Annotated in this window: 20 protein-coding genes and 1 tRNA gene; 18 read left to right on the top strand and 3 right to left on the bottom strand. The window is 61.3% G+C overall.

Annotated elements, in window-relative coordinates:
* Window positions 1-9 precede the first annotated feature (9 nt).
* From AAC850_RS00670 to rpmE, 7 genes are all read left to right on the top strand, one after another.
* The gene (locus tag AAC850_RS00670) at window positions 10-699 is read left to right on the top strand and encodes a phosphatidate cytidylyltransferase (RefSeq protein WP_422723172.1); all 690 of its coding nucleotides are present in this window, start codon (window positions 10-12) and stop codon (window positions 697-699) included.
* Window positions 696-1850, top strand: a complete 1155-nt coding sequence (locus tag AAC850_RS00665; protein ID WP_340586384.1) for a 1-deoxy-D-xylulose-5-phosphate reductoisomerase — start codon at window positions 696-698, stop codon at window positions 1848-1850. The genes AAC850_RS00670 and AAC850_RS00665 overlap by 4 nt, the downstream gene beginning before the upstream one ends.
* The gene (gene rseP, locus AAC850_RS00660; RefSeq protein WP_340586381.1) at window positions 1851-2954 is read left to right on the top strand and encodes an RIP metalloprotease RseP; all 1104 of its coding nucleotides are present in this window, start codon (window positions 1851-1853) and stop codon (window positions 2952-2954) included.
* A gap of 195 nt (window positions 2955-3149) precedes the next feature.
* Window positions 3150-5861 (top strand): outer membrane protein assembly factor BamA, encoded by a 2712-nt coding sequence (gene bamA, locus AAC850_RS00655; RefSeq protein ID WP_340586378.1) that lies wholly within the window; start codon window positions 3150-3152, stop codon window positions 5859-5861.
* The gene (locus tag AAC850_RS00650; protein ID WP_340586376.1) at window positions 5861-6553 is read left to right on the top strand and encodes an OmpH family outer membrane protein; all 693 of its coding nucleotides are present in this window, start codon (window positions 5861-5863) and stop codon (window positions 6551-6553) included. Before bamA ends, AAC850_RS00650 begins: the two co-directional genes overlap by 1 nt.
* Before the next feature lie 24 nt (window positions 6554-6577).
* Complete coding sequence (gene fabZ, locus AAC850_RS00645) at window positions 6578-7027, top strand: 3-hydroxyacyl-ACP dehydratase FabZ (RefSeq protein ID WP_340586373.1); 450 nt, start codon at window positions 6578-6580, stop codon at window positions 7025-7027.
* A 97-nt stretch (window positions 7028-7124) separates the two neighbouring features.
* Window positions 7125-7361 carry a 50S ribosomal protein L31 gene (gene rpmE / locus AAC850_RS00640; protein WP_340586370.1) on the top strand — a complete coding sequence of 79 codons (237 nt, stop codon included), beginning with the start codon at window positions 7125-7127 and terminating at the stop codon, window positions 7359-7361.
* 65 nt (window positions 7362-7426) lie between these two features.
* Here the strand turns inward: rpmE and AAC850_RS00635 are convergent, their stop codons facing one another.
* Genes AAC850_RS00635 through AAC850_RS00625 form a run of 3 tightly spaced genes read right to left on the bottom strand, consistent with a single transcriptional unit; the run spans window position 7427 to window position 9063 of the window.
* Window positions 7427-7975, bottom strand: coding sequence for a DUF2165 family protein (locus tag AAC850_RS00635; RefSeq protein ID WP_340586367.1), 549 nt, complete (start codon window positions 7973-7975; stop codon window positions 7427-7429).
* 10 nt (window positions 7976-7985) lie between these two features.
* Window positions 7986-8399, bottom strand: a complete 414-nt coding sequence (locus AAC850_RS00630) for a GFA family protein (RefSeq protein ID WP_340586365.1) — start codon at window positions 8397-8399, stop codon at window positions 7986-7988.
* Window positions 8400-8406: 7 nt separating this feature from the next.
* On the bottom strand, window positions 8407-9063 hold the full coding sequence (locus tag AAC850_RS00625) for a prolyl hydroxylase family protein (protein ID WP_340586362.1): 657 nt from the start codon (window positions 9061-9063) through the stop codon (window positions 8407-8409).
* A 198-nt stretch (window positions 9064-9261) separates the two neighbouring features.
* On the opposite strand from AAC850_RS00625, the gene AAC850_RS00620 reads away from it, so the two are divergent.
* The 11 genes from AAC850_RS00620 to AAC850_RS00570 all read left to right on the top strand — a co-directional run bounded on the left by AAC850_RS00620 (window position 9262) and on the right by AAC850_RS00570 (window position 18854).
* Window positions 9262-9338 (top strand) — tRNA-His (locus tag AAC850_RS00620).
* A 47-nt stretch (window positions 9339-9385) separates the two neighbouring features.
* Window positions 9386-10450, top strand: coding sequence for a Leu/Phe/Val dehydrogenase (locus tag AAC850_RS00615; protein ID WP_340586360.1), 1065 nt, complete (start codon window positions 9386-9388; stop codon window positions 10448-10450).
* Window positions 10451-10550: 100 nt separating this feature from the next.
* Window positions 10551-11297, top strand: coding sequence for a heme ABC transporter permease CcmC (gene ccmC, locus AAC850_RS00610; protein WP_340586357.1), 747 nt, complete (start codon window positions 10551-10553; stop codon window positions 11295-11297).
* Window positions 11294-11434: a hypothetical protein gene (locus AAC850_RS00605; protein ID WP_340586354.1), complete on the top strand. Its 141-nt coding sequence runs from the start codon at window positions 11294-11296 to the stop codon at window positions 11432-11434. Before ccmC ends, AAC850_RS00605 begins: the two co-directional genes overlap by 4 nt.
* The gene (gene ccmE / locus AAC850_RS00600) at window positions 11431-11892 is read left to right on the top strand and encodes a cytochrome c maturation protein CcmE (RefSeq protein ID WP_340586351.1); all 462 of its coding nucleotides are present in this window, start codon (window positions 11431-11433) and stop codon (window positions 11890-11892) included. The genes AAC850_RS00605 and ccmE overlap by 4 nt, the downstream gene beginning before the upstream one ends.
* Complete coding sequence (locus AAC850_RS00595; RefSeq protein WP_340586349.1) at window positions 11889-13853, top strand: heme lyase CcmF/NrfE family subunit; 1965 nt, start codon at window positions 11889-11891, stop codon at window positions 13851-13853. Before ccmE ends, AAC850_RS00595 begins: the two co-directional genes overlap by 4 nt.
* The gene (locus tag AAC850_RS00590; protein WP_340586347.1) at window positions 13850-14392 is read left to right on the top strand and encodes a redoxin family protein; all 543 of its coding nucleotides are present in this window, start codon (window positions 13850-13852) and stop codon (window positions 14390-14392) included. Before AAC850_RS00595 ends, AAC850_RS00590 begins: the two co-directional genes overlap by 4 nt.
* On the top strand, window positions 14389-14826 hold the full coding sequence (locus AAC850_RS00585; RefSeq protein WP_422723162.1) for a cytochrome c-type biogenesis protein: 438 nt from the start codon (window positions 14389-14391) through the stop codon (window positions 14824-14826). The genes AAC850_RS00590 and AAC850_RS00585 overlap by 4 nt, the downstream gene beginning before the upstream one ends.
* Entirely contained in the window at window positions 14823-15503 is a 681-nt protein-coding gene (locus AAC850_RS00580) for a tetratricopeptide repeat protein (protein WP_340586344.1), read from the top strand. The genes AAC850_RS00585 and AAC850_RS00580 overlap by 4 nt, the downstream gene beginning before the upstream one ends.
* A 97-nt stretch (window positions 15504-15600) precedes the next feature.
* Window positions 15601-17493 carry a potassium transporter Kup gene (locus AAC850_RS00575; RefSeq protein ID WP_340586341.1) on the top strand — a complete coding sequence of 631 codons (1893 nt, stop codon included), beginning with the start codon at window positions 15601-15603 and terminating at the stop codon, window positions 17491-17493.
* Window positions 17494-17555: 62 nt separating this feature from the next.
* Window positions 17556-18854 (top strand): APC family permease, encoded by a 1299-nt coding sequence (locus AAC850_RS00570; protein ID WP_340586338.1) that lies wholly within the window; start codon window positions 17556-17558, stop codon window positions 18852-18854.
* Window positions 18855-18907: the final 53 nt, after the last annotated feature.

Below are 18907 nucleotides of genomic sequence, written 5' to 3'. Positions count from 1 at the left end.
AAGGCGGGTATGAAGAGGCTCGTCACCGTCCCGCTTTCGGTGCGGACCAGCGATCTTCCCAAACGTGCGGCGAGTGCGCTTGTGATGGTAACCATTGCGGGGCTTGCCCTGTGGCTGGGCGGCTGGTGGTGGCGTGCGCTTGTCGCGGTGATCGCGCTGGTCGGTGTTTACGAATTCTGGCGGATCGCTACTCGCATTTCGTCGAACAATCTTGCCCGAGCCGGGACTATTATCGGAGGTGTGCTCTACCTCGGCTGGGGCGCGACCGCTCTGGCCCTGCTACCGCAAGCGGTGGTGCTGGGCGTTGTGGCCATCGTGATCGCGACCGATACGGGCGCGTATTTCTCAGGCCGAGCGATTGGCGGACCGAAGATCGCGCCGCGCATCAGCCCTTCGAAAACATGGGCGGGCCTGGGCGGCGGAATGATCGCCGCCGGCCTTGTCTCACTGGCATTTTTTGCCTCGAACGTCGGGCCTGACGCAATGTCCGTCATGGGCCTTGCCGCGCTCGCAATCGGCGCGGGCCTCGCTGTGGTAGCGCAAGCAGGCGACTTCTTCGAAAGCTGGCTCAAGCGGCGTGCGGGCATCAAGGATTCGGGCAATCTGATCCCTGGCCATGGCGGCGTGCTGGACCGGATCGACGGCCTTTTGCCCGTAGCCATCGTTTCGGCTGAATTGTGGTACCGTGTGCATCCATGACCCGCTCAATCTCCATCCTCGGCGCGACCGGCTCCATCGGTGATTCGACGCTCGACCTGATCCGTGGTGAGCGCGGGAAATGGCGCGTCGTCGCGCTCACGGCGAACTGCGCTGCGAAGAAGCTGGCAGAATTGGCGCGTGAATTCGGCGCAGAGGTTGCGGTCGTTGGCGACGAAAGCTCTCTTGAAGAACTGCGCGAGTATCTTTCGGGCACCGGCATCGAAGCAGCGGGTGGGGCGCAGGCCTTGTGCGAAGCTGCCTCGCGCCCCGCAGACATAACGGTTGCCGCAATCGTCGGCTGCGCGGGACTTGCGCCTACCATGGCGGCGATCGAGCAAGGCAACACAGTCGCGCTCGCCAACAAGGAAGCGCTGGTTTCGGCTGGCGAGGTCATGACCGCCAAGGTCGCGCAGCACGGCACCACGCTGCTGCCGGTCGATTCCGAGCACAACGCCATCTTCCAGTGCCTCCAGGGCAATGCTGTCGAGGATGTACGCTGGATCACGCTGACCGCCAGCGGTGGCCCGCTGCGCACAAAGTCCTACGCCGAACTGGATGCGACAACGCCCGCGCAGGCGGTGGCGCATCCCAACTGGGACATGGGCGCGAAAATCAGCGTCGATTCCGCCACCATGATGAACAAGGGTCTGGAATTTATCGAGGCGCACCACCTGTTCCCTGTGGGGCTGGACCGGCTGCGCATCGTCGTCCACCCGCAAAGCGTTATCCACTCGATGGTCGAATATCGCGACGGCTCGACGCTCGCCCAGCTCGGGCCGAGTGACATGCGTGTGCCTATCGCCTCTGCGCTGGCGCATCCGGCGCGGATGGACACCAATTGCAAACCGCTCGACCTCACCGAGATCGGCGAATTGTCCTTCTTCGCTCCCGATGAGGAGCGTTTCCCTGCCACCAGACTAGCGCGAGAGGCGGCGCACGCGGGCGGGGCGGCACCTGCCGTACTCAACGCGGCGAACGAGGTCGCGGTGGCGGCTTTCCTCGCCGGTCAGGTCAAGTTCACGCAAATTTCGGCAATTACTGCCAGAACCCTCGACAATTACGCGCCCGACGCGCCCCAAACGCTCGACGCCGTGCTGGCTGTCGATGCCGAGGCACGAACACGCGCGATGCACATGTTGGAGCCTGCCTGAGTGGAAATTCAAAGCCTGCCGTTCTGGATGTATATTGTCGGCTTCCTGCTGATGCTGGGGCCGCTCGTGGTTCTGCACGAGCTTGGCCACTATCTGGTCGGGCGCTGGTTCGGCGTCGGCGCAGAGGCGTTCTCGGTCGGCTTCGGCAAGGAAATCGCAGGCTATACCGACAAGCGCGGCACCCGCTGGAAGCTTTCTGCGCTGCCGTTTGGCGGCTATGTCCAGTTCAGGGGTGACATGAACCCCGCCAGCGTGCCCGATCTCGATGCGCCCGCTGGGCCGGACCATTTCCAGACCAGGCCCTTGTGGCAGAAAACCCTGATCGTGGCCGCTGGACCGGTCACCAATTTCCTCGTCGCAATCGCCATCCTCGCCAGCTTCAACATGATCTACGGCCGCGGCGTTTCACCGCCCGTCATCGAGGTGCTGCAGGAAGAAGGCGTGGCGGCCGAGGCGGGGCTGGAAATAGGCGACCGTATCATCTCTGTAGACGGCAAGCCGATCGAGGATTTCAGCGAGATCGCATCGCTGGTCGCGCCCTATCCCAATGATGATATCGACGTCACGGTCGACCGCGATGGCGAAAGACTGCTTTATTCCTTCACCATTGCATCGGTCGATGAAAGCGATCGTTTCGGCAACAGGTTCAAGGTCGGGCGCATCGGCATAGGGTCGCAAAGCCGCGAATTCGTGCCGGTCGGACCGCTCGAATCCTTCTCTCTGGCGACCACGCAGACCTGGCAGGTGCTGGATATGATGGTCACCGGCATCTGGCAGATAATCAGCGGTCGTCGCTCTGTTACAGAGCTTGGCGGACCGATCACGATTGCCAAGTTTTCCGGTGAGCGCTTGAGCCTTGGAATTGAGTCCTTCGCGTTTTTCGCCGCGCTGATTTCAATTAACTTGGCATTCATTAACCTGCTGCCAATCCCCGCCCTCGACGGCGGACATCTGGCGTTTTACGCGGTTGAAGCAATTCGCCGCAAACCTGCCAGCGCTCGCAGTCAGGAACTCGCGTTCCGCACCGGTATGGCCATAGTCCTGGCACTGATGCTGTTCGTGACGGTGATCGATATTGCCAAATTGCCCTTCTGGGGCGGCTAGGCGTGGAAAGGTAGACAACTCAGCGCGAAATCCGGGCCAAATTCGGCTAGATCGCTTGATTGCCAAGCTGGCATCGGGCAATGGCGCGTCTTCGCGCTGACGACCGAATTAACATTCCGGAAGGCGGGCCTTGTACGGGCAGGGCCGGACGGGCTGATCGCTTGGGGCGCTGGTGTCGACTAGAGTGGACGGATAATGAGTTCCAAGAAGGCCAAGACTATCACTGCAAAGCACTACGCTGCCACCCTCATGGGGTGCACCATGCTCGCGGGTCTCCCGCTCGTTGCTCACGCTCAGGATGAGGGCACAACTGCGCCGCCTCCGGGGGCACAGGACACACAAGCACCTGTTGTTGCCACCGTGCAGCAGCAGGAGCAGGTGATCCGTGTCATTGCCGTACAGGGCGCGCAAAGGCTCGAGCCGGAAACCATTGTCAGCTATATCCAGCTGCGACCGGGCGATGTCTATACGCCCGCCGCGGCTGACCAGGCGCTGATCGCGCTTGCCAACAGCGAACTGTTTGCCGATTTCGGGATCGCCTTCGACGAAGGTACCGGGACGATGACGATCGAGGTTGAAGAAAACCCGATCATCAATCGCATCATCCTCGAAGGCAATCGCCGCGTCGATTCTGACAAGATCCTGCCCGAGATCAATCTCGCCCCACGCCAGATCTTCACCCGCAGCCGCGTGCGTGCCGATGTGGCTCGCATCATCGAGCTGTACAAGCGTCAGGGCCGCTTCGCCGCGACGGTCGAACCGCAGATGGTCATGCTCGACCAGAACCGCGTGGACGTGATCTTCGAGATTTCCGAAGGTCCCAAGTCCAAGGTCCGCCAGATCAACATCATCGGAAACGAAGTATTTTCCGATGGCGACCTGAAGGACGAGATGGCGACCCAGGAAGCCAGCCTGTTCGCGATCTTCAGCTCCAATACCAGCTACGATCCTGATCGCCTGGCGTTCGACCAGCAGAAGCTGCGCCAGTTCTACCTGACGGAAGGCTATGCCGATTTCCGTGTCGTTTCCGCCGTGGCCGAGCTGACGCCGGACCGCCGCGACTTCATCATCACCTACGTGGTTGAAGAAGGCGAGCGGTACAAGTTCGGCGATGTCGAAGTTGTCAGCCAGCTGCGCGATTTCTCCAGTGAGCAGCTTACCGCCGGTCTCGCGATGGCGAGCGGCGACTGGTACAATGCCGAACAGATCGACGATACTGTCGAAGGCCTGACCGAAACTGCCGGTGCCTTTGGCTATGCCTTTGCCGAGGTGCGCCCGCGCATCAGCCGTAACCCCGAAACCCGTACGATGGACGTGACCTTCACGGTGGCCGATGCGCCGCGCGTGTATGTCGAGGCTATCGAGATCAACGGCAACACGCTGACGCAGGACAAGGTGATCCGCCGCGAATTCCGTATCGCGGAAGGCGACGCTTTCAGTTCCTTGCAGGTTCGACGCACCACCGCCCGCATCAACTCGCTGGGCTACTTTCAGGAAAACTTCGAAGTCGAACAGGTCGAAGGCTCCAGCCCCGACCGCATCATCCTGCAGGCCAATGTGCAGGAAGAGCCGACCGGCGAGCTGACGCTTTCGGCTGGCTTCTCCAGCCTCGAGAGTTTCATCTTCAACGGATCGATCCGGCAGAACAACTTCCGCGGGCGCGGTCAGACGGTGGGCGTTGGCGTCAATTACTCGCGCTATTCACGCTCGGCGAACATCAGCTTCACCGAACCCAAACTGTTCGACCGCGATATTGCGGTCGGCGCGGATATCTACCGCCGCGATTACAACAACGGCTACTTCGACCGCGACAGCGCGACCTACGAGCAGGCTACCACGGGTATCGGCCTGCGCGTCGGTGTGCCGCTGACCGAATATATCAGCCTGCTGGGTCGCTACACGCTCAATTACCAGGAAATCACGATCGACGAGAACCAGTTCTTCGCTGATTTCGATGGTGACGGGGTAGCGCAGTGTGAACCGCTGCTGGCCGGTCGCTACCTGTGCGATGCGCTGGGTGACCGCGTGCAGTCGATCCTTGGCGCGACGCTGTCGTACAACACGCTCAACAGCCGATTGCGACCTACCCGTGGTACCAGCGCTTCGCTTTCGGTCGACTTCGCTGGCCTTGGCGGTGACACGCAATATGCCCGCGCACGTATCAACGCCGCGCGTTACTGGAACCTAGGCAGCGGCTTCATCGGCTCGCTCTCGCTTGAAGGTGGCTATATCTACGGCTGGGGCGATGAAGATGTCCTGCTGACCGAACGCTTCTTCCTTGGTGAAGGGCAGATGCGCGGGTTTGACATTCGCGGTATCGGTCCGCGCGTCGTGCGCCGCTTCTACGTCGATGAAAATGGCGACGGGGTGCTGGACGATACCGACCTGCTGGAACTGGGCAACGAACGCAACCAGGACGACGCGCTGGGCGGAAACGCCTATTATCTTGCCCGTGCCGAGGTTGAAATCCCGCTTGGTTCCGGTGCCCGCGAGCTTGGCCTGCGGCCATCCGTGTTCATCGATGTCGGTTCTGTGTTCGACGTGAACAGGCCGGATCTGACGCAAAGTCCGCTGCCGGACGGCCTGTTCATCCCGCAGCGTGACGGCGAAGGCAATGCACTGTTCTCGCAATTCACCCGCGATTCAACTGGTGCGATTATAAGCCAGGAAATCGTGACCAGCCCGATCGGGCCCGATGGGCTGAACAACACGCCCGTCGGTACGCAATTGCCGCCATTCGTGGAAGAGTTTGTCGGAGATTCGATTTCTCCCCGCGTCTCGGTCGGTTTCGGCGTCAACTGGAACTCGCCTTTCGGTCCGTTCAGGATCGATATCGCCACCGCTTTGCTAAAAGAGCGTGGTGACGAAACCAAACTCTTCTCGTTCAACGTAGGAACACAATTCTGATGAAAAGCATGATTAAGCCGGCGCTCGCCGCCGCTTTCGCCGCGACGGCTCTGGCCGCGCCCGCCATGAGCACGCCCGCGATGGCACAGGTCAATGGTATCGCTACTGCAGACCTGCCGATTGCCGTTGCGCAATCGCAGGCTTTCCAGACTGGCTACCAGCAGATCGCCACGCAGTACCAGGCGAACCGCACCACCATCGACCAGCGCCAGCAGCAGCGCCAGCAGCTGATCCAGACGTTCGACACCAATGGCAACGGCCAGCTCGACGCGGCTGAACAGCCTGCCTTGCAGGACCCGAACAACACGACGGTGCAGCAGATCCAGGCAATCGATCAGGAAATCGCCACGCTGCAGCAGCCGATCAATCTTGCGCGCGTATACGTGGTTTCGCAGATTGCCAGCCAGTATTCGGCAGCTCTCCAGCAGGTGGCATCGGACCGCAATATCCAGATCATTCTCCAGCCTGATGCGATTATCTATGCGCCTGACGCCGTGAACATCACGTCGCACGTGGTGACCGCGCTCAACACGCGTATGCCTGCTGCACAGATCGTGCCGGCTGCAGACTACCAGCCTTCCGAAGGCGCGGTTCAGCTGTTCCAGCAGATCCAGCAGATCCTCATGATCTCTGCCATGCAGCAGCAGCAGGCTGCCGCCGGTCAGCAGGCTCCGGCCAGCACGGGCCGCTAAGCACACGATGAACGGGGCAGGGCGATGAGCGACGCTTTCGATATTCCGCGTATTCTCAAGGCCCTGCCGCATCGTTACCCGATGCTGCTGGTCGATCGCGTCACCGAACTGGTGAAGGGCGAGCGGATCAGCGCAGTCAAGGGAGTGACCTTTAACGAAGGTTTCTTCCAGGGACACTTTCCCGGTCGCCCGATCATGCCCGGCGTCTTACAGATTGAGGCACTGGCACAAGCTGCGGGTATCCTCGGGATCGAGACGCTCGATCTGGCCGATAGCGGCAAGCTCGTATATTTCATGGCAATCGAGAACGCGAAATTCCGCGCTCCGGTAGAGCCGGGCTGTCTGCTGTCGCTTGATGTGGAATTTACCCAGCAGCGCAGCAAGATATGCAAATTCGCCGGCAAGGCGAGCGTCGATGGCAAGGTGACCTGCGACGTCAGCTTCACCGCCATGATAGCCGACCCGCCTGAATAAGGTTGATTTTAGCGCGCGGCGCCGCTAACCGCGCGCCTTCGCATTTTAACAGCTTGTCCGGTCGGAACCGGGCGCATGCTCAAAAGGACAATACGCCATGAAGGCCGATACGCATCCCGAATACCACGTCATCAACGTCAAGATGACCGACGGCACCACCTTCCAGACCAAGAGCACCTGGGGCAAGGAAGGCGATACGATGAACCTCGAAATCGACCCGACCAGCCACCCGGCATGGACCGGCGGTCCGCAGCGCCTGCAGGACGGCGGCCGCGTTGCCAAGTTCAACCAGCGTTTCGGCGGCCTCAAGATCGGCGGCAAGAAGGAAGGCTAAGCGCCTACCTTTGCTCAAAATTCAAGAGGGCGGTCCAATTGGGCCGCCCTTTTTCGTTCGTGGTGTCAGTCGTCAGCGGTGAGGCAGACGAACAGGATCGTCGCCGCAGATGCGACCGAATACATGAATGCGCCTTCCATCGACCCTGTCCCCATCGGGGTCTGCCACATTTGGAAGAACGCCGCCCCAAAGGTCATGAAAAGGCCAAACCAGGTCAGCAAAGCCAGTCCGGCCGCGATGATGCCGGCCTTTTTGGCAGCATGAAATTCCGCGCCTTCGGCCTTGCGGGCTCGCAGCAGGTCCCATCCGCCCTTCAGACCGAAAAATCCTGCGCCGAACTCGCCGATCAGGACTATGCCCAGTGCGATCCATGCCATTGCCGGGTTGTCGAGCGCGAAAAACGCGGTGACCGGATATACCTCGTGGTCAGCCAGGGACATGACATAGAGCAGCGCTCCATGTGCCTGAGACAAATTGGCCAGGTTTTGAAGTGCGTAGAAAAGGGCATGCAGCCCGACTGATGCCACCAATGCGGCCTTCACAATGCGGATCATTGGTTCCCCCCAGACTAGATTCCGGTCAGGCAGGTTAGGCGGGCGGTAGGCTTCGCGCAAATATTGCGGCCTATCGTTGGTGTCGTTCGAACTTCAGCACGCCGATGTAGTTGTAATCGCCGGTATCTGCCGGGTGGTTCTGGCCATCGAATACTTGCGTTTCCGGCAGGTCATAGATCGACATGCCATCGATGGAGGCGAGGCTGACTGCGCAATTAGCCGGCTCCGATCGCAATTCCTGCAGCACGTGGATGCCGCAGTTGGAGCAGAAGTGGTGCTTCGCCACGCCGGACCCGAAAGTGTAGGTCGACAGCGCGTCCTTCCCTGCCGTGATCTCGACATCTGTCTTGGGCACATCGAGCATAACAATGCCCTTCATCGCGCAGATTGTGCAATTGCATCGGCGGATCAGCGGCTCGTCCGGCATGGTGAAGCGGAACCGCACGGCGCCGCAGTGGCAGCCGCCTTGGCGTATTTCGGTCACGACGATTCTATCTCCACGGCTTTTCGCGATACCACTTGGTAATCACATATTTCACGCCCTTGCGTACCTTCATCCCGTGGTGAAGCGTCGCGGTGTTGAGAGAGCCATCCTCGCGGTGATTGTCCCAGCACACCAGCTTGCCAATTTCGGGCTGGAAAGTTTTTTTCACGACCTTGAACCGCGTCGCGCCGCCTGCCTCGACCTCGTTGAGATAGATCATGAACGTCCAGGTGCGATTGCCCGCGGTGCTGCAATATCTGGCAAAATCAGCACCGTTGGGTTCGAAGAAATCGGTGTGCGGCTTGAATTCCTGCCCGACCTCGTAGCGCTGGCCTTGCAAAGGCTCACCATGCGCGGAGTTAATGCCGTTGAGCGCGAAGAGGCGCGCTTCCAGGTCCTGAACTGCGGGCTCGCTCGCTTCCAGGTCGCATGTCTCGCTGGTGCGAAAGTAGTTGTCGCCGTCGCTGTCGGCGATGGTCGAGGGGCGGCGGTCCTTGTCGATCAGGCGGATAAGCCGGGTGCACAGATCAGGCGGCAGGAAAGCAGGGCAATCGAGCAAGGTCAGGCGGGGCGAGGGGACGCGCCGCATCCCGGCATGGCGCAACAATATCTCGGCGCGAGTCTCGCCCGGATTCGCGGCCAGATTCGGTGTAGGCGTTGACATGCGATATTTGATAGGGCGCGCGCGGTCGCAAAAAAAGGGGGGCGCGTAACAATCTTTCGCCAAATGGTGCGGCGGCCACTTTTTGCTTTGCAACACGGCCTGCTTGTGCAATTGGCTCGCCCCCGCGCCGCAAGCCGCTTGACCGGCAGGCGCAGAACCTTACAGCCGCGCATCTTGGCATGTGTTGCTGTTGGTGTGGCGATCGTAGCTCAGTTGGTTAGAGCGCCGGTTTGTGGTACCGGAGGTCGGGGGTTCGAGACCCCTCGATCGCCCCATTTCTCCCAGCAACCCTGTCGATTAATTTGAAGAAGGCAGGGCGTTTATGTCGGCATTGTGGACCGAACCGGACTGGGACGAACACGAACGGGTGGAGGTGGTGCATCACCGCGCTTCAGGCCTGACCGCAATCATTGCCCTGCATTCGACCCATCTCGGCCCTGCTGCGGGCGGCACGCGTTTCTGGCATTATGCAGAAGCATCGGGTGCCATGCGCGATGCACTGCGCCTGTCACGCGGGATGAGCTTCAAGAACGCCATGGCTGGTCTACCGATCGGCGGCGGCAAGGCTGTCGTCCTGCTCGACAAGAACGGCACCAAGACACCCGAAATGCTCGAAGCCTTCGGCGATGCCGTCGAGGCGATGGGCGGTCGCTATGTGACCGCCGAAGATGTCGGCGCGAGCGAGGCGGACATGGTGGCGATTGCCCAGCGCACGTCGCATGTCTGCGGACTTCCTGCCGAAGAGGGTGATGCGGGCGGTGATCCTGGCCCGTTCACGGCGATGGGTATTTACCTCGGCATCAAGGCGGCAGCGGCGCACAAGCTGGGCAAGGATAGCATGGAAGGCGTCCGTGTTGCCGTGCAGGGCTGCGGCTCGGTCGGCGGCGGCGTAGCCCGCCTGCTCGCCAAGGATGGCGCGGACCTCGTGCTTGCCGATATCGACATCAAGCGCGCGCAGGAACTGGCCCGCGAAGTGGGCGGCACAGCGGTCGAATCCGATAATGTCATCGGCACGCAATGCGATGTCTTCAGTCCCAATGCGCTCGGCGCGATTCTCGATGACGAGGGCATTGCCCGGCTCGATTGCGCAATCGTTGCAGGCGGCGCGAACAATCAGCTGGCGCGGCGCGAGCATGGCAAGCGGCTGCACGAACGCGGCATCCTCTATGCTCCGGATTACGTGATCAACGCGGGTGGCATCATCAACGTGAGCTGGGAATATCTGTGCCGGCAGAGAGGTGAGACCTGCGACATCAACGAAGTGCGCCAGCGTATCGCGCAGATCCCCGGACGGTTGCAATCGATCTGGGACGCGAGCGATGCCGAGGGGCGTCCTTCGAATGAAGTTGCCGATGCGATGGCGATGGAACTGATCGGCCGCGGCTGAACAGCCTGCTGGCGATATCGGCGACTGGTGACAGGCGAAGGCTTGTCGCCCGTCGTGCCACCTGCCAAAGGTGGTGCCAGAAAATGGCTTCTGTCTGACAATGCACATCTACGCCAACCCCGCCCGGTTCCTGAGAATCGCGAAGTGGCTCACCCCGATTTTGCTGGTGAGTGGACTGGTGATTACCGGTGCGGCGCTGTTGTGGGGTTTCACGCAGGTTCCGCCCGACCGGCTGATGGGTGATACGGTGCGCATCCTGTTTGTCCACGTCCCCGCCGCATGGCTGGGTATGGGCGGCTGGACCGCGATTGCGATTGCCAGCCTTGTGGAACTGGTCTGGCGTCACCCGCTTGCTGCCATTGCTGCGCGTGCAACCGCTGTACCGGGGGCGGCGTTTGCGGCGATCTGCCTTGCAACCGGTTCGATCTGGGGTCGCCCGACATGGGGCACATGGTGGGTCTGGGATGGCCGGCTGACGAGCATGTTGGTGCTGCTCTTCCTCTATTTCGGATACATCGCCTTGTCCGCCTCGCTCGCGCGCGAAGGGCAATCGAGCCGGATTGCCGCGATTTTCGGACTGGTGGGCGCGATCAACGTGCCGATCATCAACCGCTCGGTCGTGTGGTGGAACTCGCTGCACCAGCCGCCTAGCATCACCATGGGGCAAAGCTCTATCGACCCGGTGTTCCTGTGGCCGCTGTTCGCCGCAGTCGCGGGCTTTTCGCTTTTGTTCGGCGGCGTGGTGCTGGCACGGATGAGGATGATCCTCGCCGACATACAGGCCGAGGCGCGGCTCCGGCGCAGGGCGCAGAAAGCGGAAATGCAGGCAGAGGGCGCAGTCTCGTGACGGAAACGCTCGACCAGATGACGTTCGTCTACGCCTCCTACGGGGTTGGCGTGGTCGGTACGCTGGCGCTTGTCGCGCAAAGCTGGTTTGCGATGAAATCCGCCGAGGCGCGGCGAGACAGGGCCAAGGGCGAATGAACACGGGCTTCAAACCCAAGCACCAGCGCCTTGTGCTGTTGCTGGTGGCGGTGGCTGCGATGATCGGCGCCACCTTGCTGGCTATCTACGCGCTGCGCGATCAGGCGAGCTACTTCTACGTTCCAGCAGACATTGCCGCCAATCCACCCGAAACGGGGCAAGCGATCCGGCTTGGCGGCATGGTCGAGACGGGTTCACTCGCCACGCAGGCTGACGGGGTCACTATCGAATTCATCGTCCATGATGGGGAGGCGCGCGTTCCCGTCACCTTCACAGGGATTCGCCCTGCGCTCTTCGTTGAAGGGTCCGGCGTGGTAGCGGACGGCCGCATGAATGCAGACGGCGTGTTCGTCGCCGACAACCTCCTCGCCAAGCATGACGAGAATTACATGCCGCGCGAACTCGAAGGCATGACGAGCGACCAAATTCGCGAGGAAGTGCAGGAAACGGTCGAGTGATTGCAGAAATCGGCCTCGCTGCCCTGTGGCTCGCTGCGGCGCTTGCCGCGCTGCAACTGTTCGCCGGGTTTGCCGGTGCGCGTGTGGCCGATGGCAACACTGCAATCGCCGCGCTGGTTCGCCCGGCAGCAGTGATGCAGGCGGTGTTATGCGCGGTGGCGTTCCTCTCGCTGCTCTACGTTTTCGCGATCACCGATCTTTCGGTAAAGCTGGTGGCGGTGAATTCGCATTCGATGAAACCGCTGATCTTCAAGCTGTCGGGCGCGTGGGGCAATCACGAAGGCTCGATGTTGCTGTGGATCACGGTGATGGCGCTTGCGGGGGGCCTGATCGCCCTGATCGAGCGTCGACTGCCCGAACGTACGATGATGGCAACGCTCTGTGCACAAGCCTTTGTCGCGCTTGGTTTCTATGCCTTCCTGCTGCTTTCGTCCAATCCGTTCGAGCGGCTGCGCGAAGTGCCTGCCGAGGGCAATGGCCTGAACCCGCTGCTGCAGGATGTCGGCCTCGCCTTCCATCCGCCCACGCTCTACATCGGCTATGTCGGCCTCTCCGTCGCCTTCAGCTTTGCCGTCGCGGCGCTGCTGACGCGCAATGTTACACCCGATTTCGCACGCGTCATGCGTCCGTGGGTGCTGGGGGCCTGGATTTTCCTGACCATCGGCATCACTGCCGGATCATATTGGGCCTATTACGAGCTGGGCTGGGGCGGCTGGTGGTTCTGGGATCCGGTAGAGAACGCCAGCCTCATGCCATGGCTCGCCGCGACCGCATTGCTGCACTCTGTCAGCGTTCTGGCCGCGCGCGATGCCTTGCGTACATGGACGATCATGCTGGGCGTGGTCGCCTTCTCGATGAGCATGGTCGGCACCTTTCTGGTGCGTTCGGGTATTTTGACAAGTGTCCATGCCTTCGCCGTTGATCCGGAGCGCGGCAGCTTCATCCTCGCGCTGCTGGCGCTGTATATCGGCGGTGCACTGGTGATCTTTGCCTTGCGCGCCAACACGATTGCGGAGGGTGAGCGCTTCAACCTCGTCAGCCGCGAAGGCGCGCTGGTGGTGAACAATGTCGCGCTGACTTCTATCCTCGGCGTGGTGCTGCTCGGCACGCTTTATCCGCTGCTGACAGAGGCGTTCGACGTGCGCGTTTCAGTCGGACCGCCTTACTTCAACCCGGTGAGTGCAATCTTCTTCCTGCCCATGATGGTGGTGCTGATGGTCGGCCCGCTGCTGCGCTGGCGACGGGACGAATTTTCCCGCATCATCAAGCCGGTGGCGCTGGTCGCAGCCATCGCGTTCACCGTGCTGATCCGCGTCGCCATCTGGAATGATATCGGCATCCTGCCCATGTTCGGCCTGGCGATCGCCGCTGGTCTGGCGATTGCCAGCTTCGCCCCCTTGCTCAAGCGCGCGCTGCGCCGCACGCCGCTGGCGGTCTGGGGCATGTGCATTGCCCATTTCGGAGTAGCCGTTGCGCTGTTCGGCATGGCCGCCGACACGGCTTTCCAGCAGGAGCGGCTGGTCGCAACCAGTGTCGGAGATGTGGTGGAGGTCGGTCCGTGGACCGGGAGGCTCGACAGCGTCAACGCTGTCGCTGGCCCGAACTGGACTGCGATGCAGGCCAACATGATGGTATCCTACAAGGGCGGGCCCGAGCGCGAGGCGCATCCCCAATCGCGCAACTTCTGGACACCGCAGATGGAAACCAGCGAAGTGGCACTGCTCACCCGCTGGAACGGCCAGCTCTATGTCGCCGTGGGCAACCAGGCAGAGGATGGCCGCTGGCAAATGCGCCTGTGGTGGAAGCCGTTCGTGACTTTCATCTGGTATGGCGGATTGCTGATCGCACTCGGCGGCGCGCTGGCGTTGATCGGGCGCGTCTTGGGCGATCTGCGCCGTCGCCGTAACGAGGGCGAGGCTGAGGACGAAGCCGGTCACGACTTCGAAGAGGTGCCGGCATGAGGCGTTTGCGTATCTCTCTCTGGATCATCGTTGCACTTGCTGCATCGTTGTTTGCGCTGTTCGCCTACCAGCTTTCGCAGCCCAAGGATGATTTCGTCCGTAGCGCCATGGTCGGCCAGCCCTTGCCGCAATTCGATCTCGAGCCCGCATTCGAGGGGCGGCCCGGCCTTGCAACATCTGATTTCACCAATGGTGAACCGCAATTGCTCAACCTGTTTGGCAGTTGGTGTATCCCCTGCCGGATAGAGGCTCCCCAGCTTGAAGCGCTCGAACGGGCAGGAGCGACGGTCAATGCAATCGCCCTGCGCGACCATTCGGAGGATGTTGCGCGCTTCCTGGAGGTATATGGCAACCCCTTTGCCCGGATCGGGAGCGATGACATTTCCGAAACGCAATTCGCGCTAGGCGCGTCGGGCGTGCCGGAAACTTTCGTGATCGATGGCAGCGGCCGGATCACCTATCAGCATATCGGTATCGTTACCGAGCAGGATGTGCCGTTGCTGCTCGACGAATTGCGTCGCGCGGGGAGCGGATCATGAAGCTGCTGCGCCCCTATTTCTTCCTGCTCGTTCTGGTCTTCGCGCCGCTGGCCACGCCAGCTATGCTGTCCGCGCAAACGGCTGTGCCGCCAGCACCCTATGCCTATACGCAGCTTGACGATCCCCGGCAGGAAGCAGCAGCGCGTGAATTGATGGCGACCTTGCGCTGCCTGCAATGCCAGAGCCAGTCCATCGCCGACAGCGATGCCCCGGTTGCGGGGGATATGCGCCACCAGGTGCGAGTGCGGATTGCCGCTGGCGAAAGCCCTGACGAGGTGCGCGATTATCTGGTTTCCCGCTACGGTGACTACATCAGCTATGAACCGCAGGTCAGCGCCACCACCTGGCCGCTGTTCGCCGTACCGGTGTTGCTGATCCTGCTGGCAGGGCTCGTCATGTGGCGGCGTATCGGGCGGAGAGGGGAAGCGGAATGATCTGGCTCCTCGTCGCCCTGCTGGCTCTTGCTGTTCTTGTCGCTTCGGTTCTTGCCTTCCGGATCGAACGCGCGCTGTGGACCACATTTGCTGCAGCGCTTACCTTTGGTCTGGCGGGTTACGCTTGGCAGGCGAGCCCCGATTTGCCGTCAGCCCCCAAAAGTGCGCAATCGGCGGGTCAGCAGGACAATTTCGATATCGTGGCACAGCGCCGCGAATTCGTTGCCGAGAATGAACAGAGCCGCGCCAACATGATGTTCACCGCTGATGGTATGGCGCGCAGAGGCCAGTATTCGGACGCGTCCGAGTTCCTCAATGGCATTACCCGCGACAACCCGCGCGATTTCGAGGCATGGCTGGCATTGGGCAATGCGCTTGTCGAACATGCCGACGGCGCGCTGACCGCGCCTGCATTGTATGCCTACCAGCAGGCGGCGACCCTCGCACCGGAGCATCCGGCACCAGGCTATTTCCTTGGAGTTGCGCTGATCCGCCAAGGCAGGCTGATGGAGGCGCGCGGGATATGGACCGAAGCTCTGGCCAACGCGCCTGAGGACGCGGCGGGCAGGGCGGGGTTGCAGGAACGGCTGCAGCGCCTCGATGCCATGCTCGGCGCAATGGGAGGTTCGCCGGCTCCTGCTGCTCCTGTCCCCGCCACTACGGCAGAAGGCGAATGAGCGTTTGTGCATCGCACAATGTTGCTAGGCCGCTTCCACGCTGCTATCGCGCGCGCTTCGCCGCAGGGCGAGTTAGCGAATTGGGCCTTAAATCCATATGAGCGCAGCCACTAATGACCGCGATTCGGCCAAGTTGAAACTGGCCGCCGGCGCTATCGGTATCGTTTTCGGCGATATCGGTACGAGCCCGCTATACGCTTTTCGCGAGACATTCCGCGGCGCGCACAAGATGCCGATCGACGATCTGCATATCCTCGGCGTTGTCAGCCTGATCTTCTGGTCGATGACGCTGGTCGTGGCGATCCAGTACGTCACCATCCTGATGCGCGCCGATAACAACGGGCAGGGCGGCAGCCTCGCTCTGGTGGCGCTGCTTTCTCGCAGCATCGGCAAGAGCAATTACAGTTGGCTCATCGTGCTGCTCGGCGTCTTCGCTACGGCGCTTTTCTATGGCGACAGCATGATTACGCCCGCGATTTCCGTTCTTTCCTCGGTCGAGGGGCTGACAGTCGTAGACAGCTCGCTTGAGCCTTACGTCATACCCATCGCGCTCGTGCTGCTCGTGGGGCTGTTCGTGCTGCAACAACGCGGCACAGAGAAGGTCGGGGCGTTGTTTGCCCCGGTGATGATCATCTATTTCACGGTCATCGCCGTCCTGGGCATCGTGCAGATCCTGGGCACACCGGAAATCCTGTGGGCGCTCAATCCCTATTACGCAGTGCAATTCTTCATCATCGACAAATGGTTCGCTTTCCTCGCGCTGGGTTCGGTCGTGCTGGCGGTGACGGGTGCAGAGGCACTCTATTCGGACATGGGCCATTTCGGGCGTGGACCGATGAAGCTGTCGTGGTTCGGCTTCGTGATGCCGTGCCTGCTGCTCAACTATTTCGGGCAGGGCGCAATGATCATGGGCCTGCCCGATGCGGCAGCCGAAGAGGCGATCAACAACCCGTTCTTCTTCCTTGCGGACGAGGCCTATCGCCTGCCGCTGGTGATCCTAGCCACCTGCGCCACCTTCATTGCCAGCCAAGCGGTGATCTCTGGCGCGTTCAGCATCACCCACCAGGCTATCCAGCTCGGCTTCGTGCCGCGCCTGTCGATCCGTCATACAAGCGACGAGCATTCCGGCCAGATCTACATCCCGGTGATCAACTGGGCGCTTATGTGCGCGGTGATCCTGCTGGTGCTGACATTCCAGAACTCGTCCAACCTTGCCAGCGCCTATGGCATCGCGGTGACGGGCGCGGTGACGATCGACACCTTGCTGATGGGTGTGCTGTTTATCGGGGTATGGAAATGGCCCAAGTGGATCGCCATTCCGGTGGTGCTGGTGTTCCTGATAGTGGACGGGGCGTATTTCGCGGCAAACCTGACCAAGGTGCCCGACGGCGGCTGGTTCCCGCTGCTCGTGGGCGCGATTGCCTTCACGATCCTGACCACCTGGGCGAAGGGGCGCAATTTGATGCGCAGCCGCATGACCGAGATGGGGCTGCCGCTCGATATCTTCGCCAAGTCAGCCCGCTCCAGTTCGGCGCGGGTCCCGGGCACGGCTATTTTCATGAACTCGGGTTCCAGTGGCACACCATCTGCGCTGCTGCACAACATCAAGCACAACAAGGTGCTGCACGAACGCATCGTGGTGCTGACCGTCGATATTGCCGACGTACCCTACATTGATCCGGGAGAGCGATGTGAGATCATGGAACTGGGCGACGGCTTCTTCCGCGTGATCCTGCATTACGGCTTCATGGAAGAAACGGACGTGCCCAAGGCGCTCGCCAGCCGTGAGATGTGCGGCGGCCCGTTCGACATGATGAACACCAGCTTCTTCCTCAGCCGGCAGACACTGCTGAGCGCGGAAAAGCCGGGCATGGCGATCTGGCGTGAGCGTTTGTTCGCCTGGATGATGCGAAATGCGGCGACCCCGATGGAGTTCTTCCGATTGCCCACCAACCGCGTGGTCGAGCTGGGAAGCCAGGTAGAGATTTGACACGTCCCCCGCCGTGACATAGCCCGTTCCGGGGTTGCAAAGCACTTTGGGGGGAAGTTGCGATGCAGAATGCTGAAACTGCGCCGAAATTGGGCGCGGTGATGAGCGTGTGCCTGGTTATCGGGACAATGGTTGGCGGGGGAATATTCTTCCTCCCTTCGGCACTCGCCCCCTTGGGCTGGAATGTCGTGATCGGCTGGCTGATATGCGGCGCCGGCGCAATCAGCCTCGCGCTTTCGTTGCGTTACCTGATGGATGGCACGGGCAAGGGCGCGCAGCACAATATCGAAAGGGTGCTGGGCGAGATCCCGGGCTTTCTTTCGATCTGGGCCTATTGGGCTGCCGGCCCCACATCAATCGCGGCGCTATGCATTGCAGGGGGCGGCATTGTTGCCAGCTTCGGATTGATCGAACTCGGCGCATATGCCGGGTCGATCATCGCCATCGCGCTCATCTGGCTGCTGGTTGCCATCAACCTTGGCGGCGCGCGGTCGGCGGGCAGGTTTCAGGTCGTGACCGTCGCTATCAAGCTAATTCCGCTGCTGCTGACCGCGGGCGTGTTCATGTGGGTGGGGCTAAGCGCCGCGCCGCTCAAGCCGATAGCACCAACTCCCATCAACCTTGGCAACATCTCCGATGCCGTTGCCTTGACGCTGTTCGCGCTGCTCGGCTTCGAAGTCGCGGTCCTGACCGTAAACAGGATCCGCAATCCGGCACGCAATGTGCCACTGGCCCTGATCGGCGGGGTCGTGGCGGTGACGGGACTGTATCTGGTGGCCAGCGCGGGGTTGATGAGCATTTACGAGTGGGAGGCGGTTGCCGCTTCATCATCGCCCTTTTCCGATGCCTTGTCCGCAAACCTCGGACCGATCATGGGCGGGCTGGTGGCGTTCTGCATTTTTGTCAGTGTCACCGGCTGTTCGAATTCACTCATCCTGATCGGCGCGGAATGCACATATTCGATGGCTTTTCGGAAGGAAGTGCCGCAAGTGTTCCTGCGCGCCAACCGGTTCGGCGCATATCATTACGGGATCCTGATCCAGGGGATCGCGGCGACCGTGCTGGTCCTCAGCACCATGTCCCGCGGGCTTGCAGGCATGTTCGCCTTTCTTGCCCTGCTGACGACCGGCGCAATTCTTGTCCTCTACATCTTCGGCACGCTGGCAGCGATCCTGGAAAACAAGCGTGCAAAACGCTGGCCTGTGCTTGGCGTGGCCAGCGTGTTCGCCCTGTTCGCGACATATGGCGCCGGGTTGGAGCCGGTGTTGTGGGTGTTTGTCCTGCTCGCGATAGGCCTTGTGGTGCGCTGGCTTTGCAAGCGTTCGGACGTAGGCGATACAGCGGCCGCGCCAGCGGTTTGAGCGGATGCTTTTCGCTCACCAGTCGCATGGTCGAATCTTCGTGGTGAGGCAGA

It is taken from the genome of Erythrobacter alti (genome assembly GCF_037996805.1).
In the GTDB taxonomy this organism is placed as follows: Bacteria; Pseudomonadota; Alphaproteobacteria; order Sphingomonadales; family Sphingomonadaceae; genus Alteraurantiacibacter; species Alteraurantiacibacter alti.
The sequence above is the reverse complement of the archived record's forward strand: the minus strand, read 5'-3'. Positions and strand labels throughout refer to the sequence as shown.